Here is a 13,317-nt window from a genome sequence, read left to right as displayed (position 1 = left end):
TTATTTGATGATTGGTGCAGTTTTTTCTTTCAGCCAGTTGCGGTGTGCTTCGTCGAGCAGCGGTGACAGGCGTTCATATACCTCCTGATGATAGCGGTTGATCCAGTTTATTTCTTTTTCGTCCAACAGAGACAGGAGTATCGGAGTCTTGTCAATCGGGCAGAGCGTGAGCGGTTCGAAACGGAGGAATTTTCCGAACTCAGTTTCCCGGTCTGCGCCGATCAGCAGCGTGTTTTCGATACGGATACCGTGGCGGCCCGCCTTGTAGATGCCCGGTTCGTCAGTCACCGTCATGCCGGCTTGCAGGGGAGTGGGCATAAAGTTCATTCTGATCTGATGAGGCCCCTCGTGCACATTCAGATAAGAACCTACACCGTGACCCGTGCCGTGCAGATAGTTGATGCCTTCCTGCCACATGGCATAGCGGGCGCAGATATCCAGCTGAGTACCGGTAGTTCCTTCGGGGAAGATGGCCGAACTCAGAGCGATATGGCCTTTAAGCACCAGGGTATAGTCGCGCATCTCCTCTTCACTTACCGGTCCTAAGGCGATGGTGCGGGTCAGGTCGGTCGTTCCGTCCTGATATTGTGCTCCCGAATCCAGCAGAAGCAGTCCCTTGCGCTCCAGAGGGATGTCACTCTCTACGGTAGGTTCGTAGTGCACGATGGCAGCGTGCGGTCCATAGGCGGCTATGGTGTCGAAGCTGATATCCTTATATAAAGACTGTTCCCGTCGGAAGGCCTCCAGACGGTTGCTGAGGCTTACTTCGGTAACGGTGTTCTGCGGCATTTCCTCTTCCAGCCATTTCAGGAAATGTACCATAGCCACTCCGTCGCGTGTCATGGCGTTGCGGAATCCCTTGATTTCGGCTTCATTCTTGATGGCCTTCATCAGTGCCACCGGCGACGGACGGTCGATGATCGGGCAGGATGCCGGTATGGCTTCCACCAGGGCACAGTTGGTATTCATCAGATCCATCATGATGCTCTTTCCCGGGAAAGCTTTCAGGAATTCTTCGATGTCGGAATATTCGCGGATGTCGATATCATTTTCCTTTAAGTATGCCGATACCTCCGGAGTCAGTTTGTTGCCATATATAAATAAGGTGGCCTGTTGTGGAGCGATGAGCAGATAAGAGATGAATACCGGGTTACAGTGAATGTCGGTGCCGCGCAGATTCAGCGTCCAGGCAATTTCATCCAATGCAGAGAGCAAAACAGCTTCGGCATGGTTTTGTTCCATCTTGTTTCGGATACGGCTCAGCTTGCTGGCTACAGGCTCTCCGCAGAATTCTTCGGGCTGTATGCTGATGGCGTCGGTGGGAACGACCGGGCGGTCTTTCCATAAGGTTTCGGCCGGATCGCCAGCCAATACCATTTCCATCTGATTTGCTTTCAGCTCTTCCTTCCAGGCCAGAAAAGAACCGTAGGCATTTACTGTGGGGTCAATGCCCACTCTGCTGCCGGCCGGCAGCACTTGGACGAGCCATTCCGTGATAGACGGTGTTCCTTCGATGCGCTCTTTCATCAAGGAAAAAGGAGTATCTTTCAACTGTTCCCCGGCTGCCAGAAAATAACGTGAATCCGTCCACAGGGCGGCATCACGGAGGGTAACTACGGCCGTTCCGGCAGAACCGTCAAATCCGGAGATCCAGGTACGCGTTTTCCAGTGGTCGGGGATATATTCTCCCTGATGTGGGTCGGTACTTGGAAAAATGAATGCATCCAGGCCTTGTTTCTGAAGGAATGAGCGCAGCAGCTCAACTCTTTTATGGATTAATGTCGTCATAGAATCTTTCTTTTGATATATCTGTTTTGCAAAAGTATATTATAATTGTGCAAAAAGGAAAATAATCGTGTTTTAAATTAGTTAGTCTGAACCTTTTTCTTTAAATTTGCCTGTGGAAAAAAGTATTATAAGATACGTTTAAACATAAAATTTAGAGTTATGGAATTTTTGACAAACGAGAAATTGGTTATTGTAGGTGCTGCCGGTATGATCGGCTCAAACATGGCACAGACAGCTTTGATGATGGGTTTGACTACAAACTTGTGCCTTTACGATGTATTCTCTCCGGAAGGCGTTGCTGAGGAAATGCGTCAGAGCGGTTTCGACAAAGTGAATATCACAGCAACTACTGATGTAGCTGAGGCGTTCAAGGATGCAAAATATATCATTTCTTCAGGTGGTGCTCCTCGTAAGGCTGGTATGACCCGTGAGGACCTGTTGAAGGGTAACTGCGAAATCGCTGAGCAGTTGGGTAAGGACATCAAGACTTACTGCCCGGATGTAAAGCACGTAGTAATCATCTTCAACCCTGCTGACTTGACAGGTTTGGTTACTTTGCTGTACTCTGGTTTGAAACCATCACAGGTAACAACTCTGGCTGCTTTGGATTCAACTCGTTTGCAGAGCGCTTTGGCTAAGAAGTTCGGTGTTCCTCAGTACAAGGTTGCCGGTAGTGCTACTTACGGTGGTCACGGTGAGCAGATGGCTGTATTCGGTTCAGCTGTAACTATCGACGGCAAGCCATTGAACGACCTGATCGGTACTTCTGAGTTCTCAGCAGAAGAGTGGGAGCAGATGAAGGTTGATGTAACTAAGGGTGGTGCCAAGATCATCGAGTTGCGTGGACGTTCTTCATTCCAGAGCCCTTCTTACCTGTCAGTAGAAATGATTCGTGCTGCTATGGGTGGTGAGGCATTCCGTTGGCCGGCTGGTACTTATGTACAGACTGACAAATACAACCACATTATGATGGCTATGAATACAACTTTGGATGCAACTGGTTGCCACTACACAGTTCCAACAGGTACTGAAGAGGAAGTTGCCAAGTTGGATGCCAGCTACGCTCACTTGTGCAAGATGCGTGATGAGTTGGTAACTCTGAACATTGTTCCTGCTATCTCTGAGTGGAGCAAGATCAACCCAAACTTGTAATTGAAGTCTTGTAGAAAGATAAATAAAGGTGCATACAGCGATGTATGCACCTTTTTTGTTGCTGTCTGATAGAAAAATGTACTTTTTTTTGTTGTTACGGAAAACATTGCTTATTTTTGCACCGCATTTTGCAAAAATATTATTAACCAATTAATTATTAAAGAAAAGTATGATCGTAGTACCTGTAAAAGAAGGAGAGAACATCGAAAGAGCTTTGAAGAAGTTCAAGAGAAAATTTGAGAAAACTGGTGTTGTTAAGGAATTGAGAAGCAGACAGCAGTTTGACAAACCTTCTGTACTTAAGAGACTTGCAAAGGAACGTGCGGTTTACGTTCAGAAAATGCAGCGTGTAGAAGAATAATTTATTCGAATTTTTCTTGCAACTGTTATTTTTTATTCTTAAATTCGTTGCCGTAAGGTAATTGAACATGAACCATGAATCTGAAAGATTCTTTTCTTGATTATTTGGCATACGAGCGGAATTATTCACCCCGTACGTTGCGCAGTTATCGAGACGATTTGAACTTCTTTGAGGAGTTCTTCCGGAATCTGGATGATTCGCTGACATGGGAGCATGTCGATCCGGATGTAATCCGTCAATGGATGGTGCACATGATGGAGCAGGGGCATAAGGAGACCTCGGTAAACAGACGCCTGAGCGCGTTGAGGTCTTTTTATAAATTTGCTTTGAAACGCCACCTTCTGGAAAAGGATCCTACGCATCTGCTGAGCGGTCCCAAGAAAAAGAAGCCATTGCCTTATTTTGTAAGGGAGGCCGAAATGGAACGCTTGCTGGATGAGAAGAATTTTTCTCAGGATTTTGATGGAGTGCGCGACCGCCTGGTTTTATCCATGTTTTATCAGACCGGTGTCCGCTTGTCGGAGCTGACCGGACTTGATCTTGGAGATGTGGATCTGGCGCGGATGCAAATCCGGGTTCTCGGTAAAAGAAATAAGGTGCGGCTCATTCCGTTTGGAACGGATCTGTGCCAGTTGATACAGCAGTATTTGAGTCTGCGCAGTCAGATTGTGAAAGATGACGAACAGGTATCGGCATTTCTGATTACCGGGCGAGGCGTGAGAGCGTCGAATAATTGGGTGGCTGAAAAAGTGCGGTTTTATCTGGCACAAGTTACAACCTTGAAAAAACGGAGTCCTCACGTTCTGCGGCATACCTTTGCCACGGTCATGTTGAATCATGATGCAGATTTAGAGTCCGTAAAGGAGTTGTTGGGGCATGAAAGCCTGTCTACGACGGAAATTTATACCCACACAACTTTTGAGGAATTGAAAAAGGTTTATAAACAAGCTCACCCTAGAGCATAAAAAATGGAGGTGATTATGGACGTTAGAATTCAAGCGATTCATTTTGACGCTACTGCAAAATTGCACGAGTTTATAGAGAAGAAAGTTGCTAAGTTGGAAAAATTCAATGACGAAATAAGAAAGGTAGAGGTGTCATTAAAGGTCGTAAAGCCTGAGACTTCTTTAAATAAGGAAGCTTCAATAAAGGTTCTGGCTACAAATGCAGAGCTTTTCTCAGAGAAAGTTTGTGATACTTTTGAGGAAGCAGTTGATGTATGCGTAGACGCTTTGATACGACAATTGGAGAAATTGAAAGAAAAACAGAAAAATCACTGAAAAAACTTCGAGAAAGTTTTGGTGATCTAAAAAAAATACCTAACTTTGCAACCGTTTAAGAAACGCTACTGCGAAAGCGGTTGCAAAGCTTGCCTCTTTAGCTCAGTTGGCCAGAGCACGTGATTTGTAATCTCGGGGTCGTTGGTTCGAATCCGACAAGAGGCTCTAGAACACGAGAGTGTGTTTCTTAGAACTAAGATGATTTATCATCTGGCCGGGCAAATACCAGAGTGGCCAAATGGGGCAGACTGTAAATCTGCTGGCTTACGCCTTCGGTGGTTCGAATCCATCTTTGCCCACCACGTTTAGAACTTTTGTTGATGTTTTGGTTGTTGGTTCTAAGCTTTATTTGCGGAAATAGCTCAGTTGATAGAGCACTAGCCTTCCAAGCTGGGGGTCGCGGGTTTGAGCCCCGTTTTCCGCTCCATTCTTTGCTGTTATAGCTCAGCGGTAGAGCACTTCCTTGGTAAGGAAGAGGTCCCGAGTTCAAGTCTCGGTAACAGCTCTTTTAGATTATAAGCAAAAAGATTATTCATTAATTTTAAAAATAAAAAAGTAAAGCTATGGCTAAAGAAAAGTTCGAGCGTACCAAACCTCATGTAAACATTGGTACCATCGGTCACGTAGACCACGGTAAGACTACTTTGACTGCTGCTATCACTACAGTGTTGGCTAAGAAGGGTCTGTCTGAAGTAAAGTCTTTCGATCAGATCGATAACGCACCTGAAGAGAAAGAGCGTGGTATCACTATCAATACTTCACACGTTGAGTACGAAACTGCAAATCGTCACTATGCACACGTAGACTGCCCGGGACACGCTGACTATGTAAAGAACATGGTTACCGGTGCTGCTCAGATGGACGGTGCTATCATCGTAGTTGCTGCTACTGATGGTCCTATGCCTCAGACTCGCGAGCACATCCTGTTGGCTCGTCAGGTAAACGTTCCTCGCTTGGTTGTATTCTTGAACAAGTGCGATATGGTTGAGGACGAAGAGATGTTGGAGCTGGTTGAAATGGAAATGCGTGAGCTGTTGGCAGCTTATGACTTCGAGGAAGATACTCCAATCATCCGTGGTTCTGCTCTGGGTGCATTGAACGGTGTTGCTCAGTGGGAAGACAAGGTTATGGAGCTGATGGATGCTTGTGACACTTGGATTCAGGAGCCAGTTCGTGACGTTGAGAAGCCTTTCTTGATGCCTGTTGAGGATGTATTCTCAATCACTGGTCGTGGTACAGTTGCTACTGGTCGTATCGAGACGGGTGTTGTTAAGGTAGGTGACGAAGTTCAGATCCTTGGTTTGGGTGAGGACAAGAAGTCAGTTATCACTGGTGTTGAGATGTTCCGTAAGTTGTTGGATGAAGGTGAAGCTGGTGACAACGTAGGTCTGTTGCTGCGTGGTATCGACAAGAAGGAGATCAAGCGTGGTATGGTTATCACTCACCCGGGAACTATCACTCCGCACTCTTCATTCAAGGCTTCTATCTACGTTTTGAAGAAAGAGGAAGGTGGTCGTCACACTCCATTCGGTAACAAGTATCGTCCTCAGTTCTATCTGCGTACTATGGACTGTACCGGTGAGATCCACTTGCCAGAAGGTACTGAAATGGTAATGCCAGGTGATAACGTAGAAATCAAGGTTGACTTGATCTACCCAGTTGCTTTGAACGTAGGTTTGCGTTTCGCTATCCGCGAGGGTGGACGTACAGTAGGTTCTGGTCAGATCACTGAGATTCTTGACTAATAAATTGGAGAAATACTTCAATTAGATATTTAAGGTCCCCGTTTTGCGGGGACCTATTTTACGGGAGTAGCTCAGTTGGTAGAGCACCGGTCTCCAAAACCGGGTGTCGGGAGTTCGAGCCTCTCCTCCCGTGCTAATATTATCGAATATGTTTAAGAATATTACAAAATATTGTAAGGAATCTTACAATGAGCTTGTTCATAAAACAACTTGGCCAAGTCCATCAGAACTTACAAACAGTGCAGTCGTAGTATTATTTGCTTCCCTACTCATTGCATTGGTAGTTTTCGTTATGGACTTTGTGTTTCAGAACGTAATGGAATTTATTTATCCTTAAAAAAAGAGAGATGGCCGAAATTGAAATGAAATGGTACGTTATGCGTGCTATTAGTGGAAAGGAAAGCAAAGTCAAGGAGTATATTGATGCCGAAATTAAAAAAGGCGACTTTGGCAAGTATGTCTCACAGGTGCTTATTCCAACAGAGAAGGTGGTGACTAATCGTAATGGCAAACGCGTTGTTACGGAGAGAAATCACTTGCCCGGTTATGTGCTTGTAGAAGCTGCTCTGGTCGGTGAGGTGGCTCCTTTGCTGCGAAACACGCCGAATGTCTTGGGATTTTTGGGTGAATCAAACAGTCATCCAACTCCATTGCGTCAACACGAAGTAAACCGGCTTTTGGGTGTTGTGGACGAACTGAAGGATGTTCCGGAAGAAATGCCTGTACCTTACGAAGTAGGGGAAAGCGTGAAAGTAACCGAAGGTCCTTTCAGTGGTTTCTCTGCAACCATCGAAGAGGTGAATACCGAAAAGAAGAAGCTGAAGGTTATGGTTAAGATCTTCGGACGTAAAACTCCGTTAGAGTTAGGTTTTATGCAAGTTGAAAAAGAATAAGGCATTTTGTTACGTGCGTTGTTCTTTTCTTAAAATAACAATATAAAAAACAAAAAAATGGCTAAAGAAGTTGCTGGATTAATCAAATTACAGATTAAAGGAGGCGCTGCAAATCCATCACCCCCAGTAGGTCCTGCTTTGGGTTCCAAGGGTATCAACATCATGGATTTCTGTAAAGCATTCAACGCCAGAACGCAAGACAAGGCTGGTAAGGTTCTTCCGGTCGTAATCACTTATTATACTGACAAATCTTACGATTTCATCGTTAAGACTCCTCCTGTAGCAGTACAGTTGATGGAGGTTGCCAAGGTAAAGGGTGGTTCTGCAGAGCCTAACCGTAAGAAGGTAGCTGAGATTACTTGGGATCAGGTACGCGCTATCGCTCAGGACAAAATGCCTGACTTGAACTGCTTTACAATTGAGTCTGCTATGAGACTTGTTGCAGGTACAGCAAGAAGTATGGGTATCACTGTAAAAGGGGACTTCCCGGGTTAATAAATTAATAATCTTCAATTAAAATGGGTAAACTGACAAAAAATCAGAAGTTAGTCGCTGAGAAAATTGAAGCAGGGAAAGCATACTCTTTGAAAGAAGCTTCAGCTTTGGTTAAGGAGATTACTACTACTAAGTTTGATGCTTCTGTAGATATCGATGTTCGTTTGGGTGTGGATCCTCGTAAGGCCAATCAGATGGTTCGTGGCGTTGTATCTCTCCCTAATGGTACCGGTAAGGTGACTCGAGTTCTTTGCTTGTGTACACCGGATGCTGAAGCTGCTGCTAAGGAAGCAGGCGCTGACTATGTAGGTCTTGATGAATATATCGAAAAGATCAAAGGTGGATGGACAGACATTGATGTAATCATCACAATGCCTTCTATCATGGGTAAAATTGGTGCCCTCGGACGTGTCCTTGGTCCTCGTGGATTGATGCCAAATCCAAAGAGCGGTACTGTAACAATGGATGTTGCTAAAGCTGTTAGAGAGGTGAAGCAAGGAAAGATCGACTTTAAGGTAGACAAGAGCGGTATCGTTCACACTTCTATCGGTAAGGTTTCTTTCACTCCAGAGCAGATCGCACAGAATGCGAAGGAGTTCATTGCAACTATTATTAAGTTGAAGCCATCATCAGCTAAAGGTACATATATAAAGAGCATTTATCTTTCAAGTACAATGAGCCGTGGTATTAAAATCGACCCTAAGGCAGTTGAAGAAATCTAAAAATTTTAAGAAATCATGAGAAAGGAAGATAAAGGTAATATTATAGCTCAGCTTGGTGAAATTCTGAAAGAGTATCCTCATTTCTATTTGGTTGATGCAACCGGTATGGATGCAGCTAAGACCAGCTTGATGAGAAGAAAGTGCTTCCAGTCTGAGATTAAGATGGTTCTGGTTAAGAACACTCTTTTGCACAAGGCTTTTGAAGGCGCTGAATTGGATTACTCTCCATTATATGGCTGCTTGAAAGGTACAACTGCAATCTTGTTCACAAACGTTGCAAATGCTCCTGCCAAGTTGTTGAAGGATTTAGCTAAGGATGGCGGTCCTACATTGAAGGCTGCTTACGCTGAAGAAGGATTCTATGTTGGTGCAGACCAGCTGGATGCTCTTACAGCTATCAAGAGCAAGGATGAGGTTATTGCTGAGATCGTTGCTTTGCTGCAATCTCCTGCGAAGAACGTTATTTCTGCTCTTCAATCAGGTGCCAATACAATCCATGGTGTTTTGAAGACTTTGGGTGAAGGCAAATAATACATATTTAATTTAGTAACAAACAAATAAAAAATTAGAATAAAATGGCAGATTTGAAAGCTATTGCTGAAGAATTGGTAAATTTGACAGTTAAGGAAGTTAATGAGTTGGCTACTATCCTGAAGGATGAGTATGGTATCGAGCCTGCTGCTGCAGCTGTTGCAGTTGCTGGTCCTGCTGCTGCTGGTGCAGCTGCTGCTGAGGAGAAGGACTCTTTCGACGTAGTGTTGAAGAGCGCTGGTGCAGCTAAGTTGCAGGTAGTTAAGGCTGTTAAGGAGTCTTGCGGTCTGGGCTTGAAGGAAGCTAAGGATATGGTAGACGGCGCTCCTAGCGTATTGAAGGAAGGCATGGCTAAGGCTGATGCAGAGGCTTTGAAGAAGACTTTGGAAGAGGCTGGTGCTGAAGTTGAGCTGAAGTAAGAATTTGCCTGTTCTGACAGGTTATATGGTAAAGAATCCTCTGGTAGGGGGTTCTTTACCTTTTTGTGTCTATAAATATCTAGGTTTATTATAATAATATAACTGATGTCTTCTAACATAGTAAATCAGAGAGTAAATTTTGCATCGGTGAAGAATCCGATGCCGTATCCCGATTTTCTTGAAGTGCAATTGAAGTCGTTCAAGGATTTCTTGCAGTTGGATACCCCCCCTGAGTTGAGAAAGAATGATGGACTTTATAAGGTCTTTTCAGAGAACTTCCCGATTGCGGATACTCGCAACAACTTCGTATTGGAGTTCTTGGACTATTATATCGATCCGCCTCGTTATTCCATCGAGGAATGCTTGGAGCGTGGCTTGACCTACAGCGTTCCTTTGAAGGCTAAACTGAAACTTTATTGTACAGATCCTGATCATGAAGACTTCGATACGGTGATTCAGGATGTTTTCCTGGGACCGATTCCTTATATGACCGCCAACGGTACATTTATTATCAATGGTGCTGAGCGTGTCGTAGTATCTCAGTTGCACCGTTCTCCGGGCGTGTTCTTCGGTTCTAGCATTCATGCCAACGGAACTCAGTTATATTCAGCACGTATCATTCCTTTCAAGGGATCATGGATTGAGTTCGCTACCGACATCAACAATGTGATGTATGCGTACATCGACCGTAAGAAGAAGTTGCCGGTAACTACTTTGTTGCGTGCTATCGGTTTTGAAAATGATAAGGATATTCTTGAGATCTTTAATCTGGCTGAAGAAGTTAAGGTTTCAAGAGCTAATCTGAAAAAATATTGGGGACAGAAACTGGCTGCCCGTGTCCTGAAGAGCTGGGTAGAAGATTTTGTGGATGAAGATACTGGTGAGGTTGTTTCTATCGAGCGTAACGAGGTGATCTTGGATCGCGAGACTGTGCTCGACGAATCAAATACAGAGGAAATCATTGACAGTGGCGTTAGCAGCATCTTGATCCATAAGGAAGAGGTGAACACCTCGGATTACTCTATCATCTTCAATACACTGCAGAAAGACCCAAGTAACTCTGAGAAGGAAGCTGTGCTTTACATCTATCGTCAGTTGCGTAATGCTGACCCTGCAGATGATGCCAGTGCACGTGAGGTGATCAACAACCTGTTCTTCTCTGAGAAACGTTATGATTTGGGAGAGGTCGGACGCTACAGAATCAACCGCAAGTTGAATCTGACCACCGATATGGATGTACGCGTGCTGACTAAAGAAGATATTATCGAGATCATCAAGTATCTGATTGAGTTGATCAACTCAAAGGCTACCGTAGATGATATCGACCACTTGAGTAACCGTCGTGTACGTACCGTAGGTGAGCAGCTGGGTAATCAGTTTGCCATTGGTTTGGCCCGTATGAGCAGAACCATCCGCGAGCGTATGAACGTGCGCGATAATGAGGTGTTTACTCCGACAGATTTGATTAATGCGAAGACTATTTCTTCTGTAATCAATTCATTCTTCGGTACCAACGCCCTGTCACAGTTCATGGACCAGACCAACCCATTGGCCGAGGTAACTCATAAGAGACGTTTGTCTGCCCTGGGTCCTGGTGGTTTGTCACGTGAGCGTGCCGGTTTCGAGGTGCGAGACGTACACTACACTCACTACGGTCGTCTGTGTCCTATCGAGTCTCCTGAAGGTCCGAACATCGGTTTGATTTCTTCATTGTGTGTCTATGCGAAGATCAACGATTTGGGCTTTATCGAAACTCCATACCGTAAGGTAAACAACGGAGTGGTAGATCTTTCTTTGGAAACAGGTATCCAGTATCTGACTGCAGAGGAAGAGGAAGGACAGATTATCGGTCAGGGAAATGCTCCGCTGAACGACGACGGTACCTTTATCCGTACTAAGGTTAAATGCCGTCAGGATGATGACTATCCAGTAGTACCTCCTACAGAAGTGAACCTGATGGACGTTGCTCCGCAGCAGATTGCCTCTATCGCGGCTTCTTTGATTCCGTTCTTGGAGCACGATGATGCTCACCGTGCATTGATGGGATCTAACATGATGCGCCAGGCAGTTCCATTGTTGAAGAGTGAGTCTCCAATCGTCGGAACCGGTATCGAGAAACAGGTATGCGAGGATTCACGTACCATGATTACCGCTGAGGGCGATGGTGTGATTGAATATGTAGATGCAACTACAATCCGTATTCTTTACGACCGCACAGAGGAAGAAGAGTTCGTAAGCTTCGAGCCAGCCTTGAAGGAATACCGCATTCCGAAGTTCCGTCGTACGAACCAGAACATGACTATTGACTTGCGTCCGATTTGTGACAAGGGTCAGCGTGTGAAGGCCGGTGATATCCTGACAGAAGGTTACTCTACCGAGAACGGTGAGTTGGCATTGGGTAAGAACCTGTTGGTGGCTTACATGCCTTGGAAGGGATATAACTATGAGGATGCGATTGTATTGAACGAGCGTGTGGTTCGTGAAGATATCCTGACTTCTATTCACGTGGAAGAGTTCTCACTCGAAGTTCGTGAAACTAAGCGTGGTGTTGAAGAGTTGACTTCAGATATTCCAAACGTAAGTGAGGAAGCTACCAAGGATTTGGATGAGAACGGTATCGTACGTGTGGGTGCCCGCATTGAGCCGGGAGACATCATGATCGGTAAGATCACTCCGAAGGGAGAGAGCGATCCTTCACCAGAAGAGAAACTGTTGCGTGCCATCTTCGGTGACAAGGCCGGTGATGTGAAGGACGCTTCCTTGAAGGCTTCTCCTTCTTTGAAGGGTGTGGTTATCGACAAGAAGTTGTTCTCTAGAGCAATCAAGACCCGTGCTGCCAAGGCTGCCGATAAGTTGATCCTGCCGAAGATTGATGAAGAGTTCAACAGCAAGGTAGATGACTTGAAGGCTATCCTGATCGACAAGTTGCTCGAACTGACCGAGAATCTGGTTTCTGCCGGAGTGAAAGACTATATGGGTGCTGAGGTGATTGCCAAGGGAGCCCGTTTCAGTGCACCGGCTTTGGAAAATCTGGACTATACTGCAATCCAGCTGATCGGATGGACAGAGGATGAGCATGTGAACGGTCTGATTGCCAAGTTGATCATCAACTTCCTGAAGAAATATAAGCTGCTCGATGCAGAATTGAAGCGTAAGAAGTTTGCCATTACAATCGGTGATGAGTTGCCTTCAGGTATCATTCAGATGGCTAAGGTTTACATCGCTAAGAAACGTAAGATTGGTGTAGGAGACAAGATGGCCGGTCGTCACGGTAACAAGGGTATCGTATCTAAGATCGTGCGTCAGGAAGATATGCCGTTCTTGGCAGACGGAACTCCGGTAGATATCGTATTGAATCCGCTGGGTGTGCCTTCACGTATGAACATCGGTCAGATCTTTGAGACTGTATTGGGAGCTGCCGGACGCAAGTTAGGTGTTAAGTTTGCTACTCCTATCTTCGACGGTGCTACTTTGGACGACCTGTGCGAGTGGACTGACAAGGCCGGTTTGCCACGTTACTGTTCAACTCAGTTGTACGATGGTGCTACCGGTGAGAAGTTCGACCAGCTGGCTACTGTAGGTATCGCTTACATGTTGAAGCTCGGTCACATGGTTGAGGACAAGATGCACGCCCGTTCTATCGGTCCGTACTCTTTGATTACCCAGCAGCCGTTGGGTGGTAAGGCGCAGTTCGGTGGACAGCGTTTCGGAGAGATGGAGGTTTGGGCCATCGAGGCCTTCGGTGCTTCTCATGTGCTTCAGGAAATCCTGACCATTAAGTCAGATGATGTGGTAGGACGTTCTAAGGCATACGAGGCCATTGTGAAAGGTGAGCCGATGCCAACTCCGGGTATACCTGAATCATTGAACGTGCTGTTGCACGAGTTGCGTGGTTTGGGATTGAGTATCACTCTTGACTAATTTTACGAAG

General features: G+C 45.5%; 13 protein-coding genes and 5 tRNA genes. 17 read left to right on the top strand and 1 reads right to left on the bottom strand.

Going from position 1 to position 13,317, the window contains the following annotated elements; all coding sequences use genetic code 11:
• Window positions 1–1,788 (bottom strand): aminopeptidase P family protein, encoded by a 1,788-nt coding sequence (locus tag DXA74_RS10665; RefSeq protein ID WP_118527427.1) that lies wholly within the window; start codon window positions 1,786–1,788, stop codon window positions 1–3.
• A gap of 159 nt (window positions 1,789–1,947) precedes the next feature.
• On the opposite strand from DXA74_RS10665, the gene DXA74_RS10660 reads away from it, so the two are divergent.
• The 17 genes from DXA74_RS10660 (at window position 1,948) to rpoB (ending at window position 13,307) form a co-directional block, all read left to right on the top strand.
• Entirely contained in the window at window positions 1,948–2,940 is a 993-nt protein-coding gene (locus DXA74_RS10660; RefSeq protein ID WP_118527425.1) for a malate dehydrogenase, read from the top strand.
• Between the two features lie 169 nt (window positions 2,941–3,109).
• Complete coding sequence (rpsU, locus tag DXA74_RS10655) at window positions 3,110–3,301, top strand: 30S ribosomal protein S21 (protein ID WP_118527423.1); 192 nt, start codon at window positions 3,110–3,112, stop codon at window positions 3,299–3,301.
• A gap of 74 nt (window positions 3,302–3,375) precedes the next feature.
• Entirely contained in the window at window positions 3,376–4,266 is an 891-nt protein-coding gene (gene xerC, locus DXA74_RS10650) for a tyrosine recombinase XerC (RefSeq protein WP_118527421.1), read from the top strand.
• A 15-nt stretch (window positions 4,267–4,281) separates the two neighbouring features.
• Window positions 4,282–4,581 (top strand): ribosome hibernation-promoting factor, HPF/YfiA family, encoded by a 300-nt coding sequence (hpf, locus tag DXA74_RS10645; protein WP_118527457.1) that lies wholly within the window; start codon window positions 4,282–4,284, stop codon window positions 4,579–4,581.
• Window positions 4,582–4,672: 91 nt separating this feature from the next.
• Window positions 4,673–4,746: transfer RNA gene (locus DXA74_RS10640), tRNA-Thr, on the top strand.
• 51 nt (window positions 4,747–4,797) lie between these two features.
• Window positions 4,798–4,883: transfer RNA gene (locus DXA74_RS10635), tRNA-Tyr, on the top strand.
• 49 nt (window positions 4,884–4,932) lie between these two features.
• Window positions 4,933–5,008, top strand: a tRNA-Gly gene (locus tag DXA74_RS10630).
• A gap of 6 nt (window positions 5,009–5,014) precedes the next feature.
• A tRNA-Thr gene (locus DXA74_RS10625) sits at window positions 5,015–5,086 on the top strand.
• Window positions 5,087–5,144: 58 nt separating this feature from the next.
• A complete protein-coding gene (gene tuf, locus DXA74_RS10620; RefSeq protein ID WP_118527419.1) occupies window positions 5,145–6,326 on the top strand; it encodes an elongation factor Tu in 1,182 nt (393 codons plus the stop codon).
• A 60-nt stretch (window positions 6,327–6,386) separates the two neighbouring features.
• Window positions 6,387–6,459 (top strand) — tRNA-Trp (locus DXA74_RS10615).
• A gap of 15 nt (window positions 6,460–6,474) precedes the next feature.
• Complete coding sequence (gene secE, locus DXA74_RS10610; RefSeq protein ID WP_118527418.1) at window positions 6,475–6,663, top strand: preprotein translocase subunit SecE; 189 nt, start codon at window positions 6,475–6,477, stop codon at window positions 6,661–6,663.
• A 10-nt stretch (window positions 6,664–6,673) separates the two neighbouring features.
• Window positions 6,674–7,219 carry a transcription termination/antitermination protein NusG gene (gene nusG / locus DXA74_RS10605; RefSeq protein ID WP_118527416.1) on the top strand — a complete coding sequence of 182 codons (546 nt, stop codon included), beginning with the start codon at window positions 6,674–6,676 and terminating at the stop codon, window positions 7,217–7,219.
• 57 nt (window positions 7,220–7,276) lie between these two features.
• Complete coding sequence (gene rplK / locus DXA74_RS10600) at window positions 7,277–7,714, top strand: 50S ribosomal protein L11 (RefSeq protein ID WP_118527414.1); 438 nt, start codon at window positions 7,277–7,279, stop codon at window positions 7,712–7,714.
• Window positions 7,715–7,737: 23 nt separating this feature from the next.
• Window positions 7,738–8,436 carry a 50S ribosomal protein L1 gene (rplA, locus tag DXA74_RS10595; RefSeq protein ID WP_118527412.1) on the top strand — a complete coding sequence of 233 codons (699 nt, stop codon included), beginning with the start codon at window positions 7,738–7,740 and terminating at the stop codon, window positions 8,434–8,436.
• A gap of 15 nt (window positions 8,437–8,451) precedes the next feature.
• On the top strand, window positions 8,452–8,967 hold the full coding sequence (rplJ, locus tag DXA74_RS10590) for a 50S ribosomal protein L10 (RefSeq protein ID WP_118527410.1): 516 nt from the start codon (window positions 8,452–8,454) through the stop codon (window positions 8,965–8,967).
• Between the two features lie 44 nt (window positions 8,968–9,011).
• Window positions 9,012–9,386 carry a 50S ribosomal protein L7/L12 gene (gene rplL / locus DXA74_RS10585; RefSeq protein WP_118527408.1) on the top strand — a complete coding sequence of 125 codons (375 nt, stop codon included), beginning with the start codon at window positions 9,012–9,014 and terminating at the stop codon, window positions 9,384–9,386.
• A gap of 105 nt (window positions 9,387–9,491) precedes the next feature.
• Window positions 9,492–13,307 (top strand): DNA-directed RNA polymerase subunit beta, encoded by a 3,816-nt coding sequence (rpoB, locus tag DXA74_RS10580; RefSeq protein ID WP_118527406.1) that lies wholly within the window; start codon window positions 9,492–9,494, stop codon window positions 13,305–13,307.
• Window positions 13,308–13,317: the final 10 nt, after the last annotated feature.

This window comes from Bacteroides sp. OF04-15BH, from assembly GCF_003477995.1.
Classification (GTDB): Bacteria; Bacteroidota; Bacteroidia; order Bacteroidales; family Bacteroidaceae; genus Paraprevotella.
The sequence above is the reverse complement of the archived record's forward strand: the minus strand, read 5'-3'. Positions and strand labels throughout refer to the sequence as shown.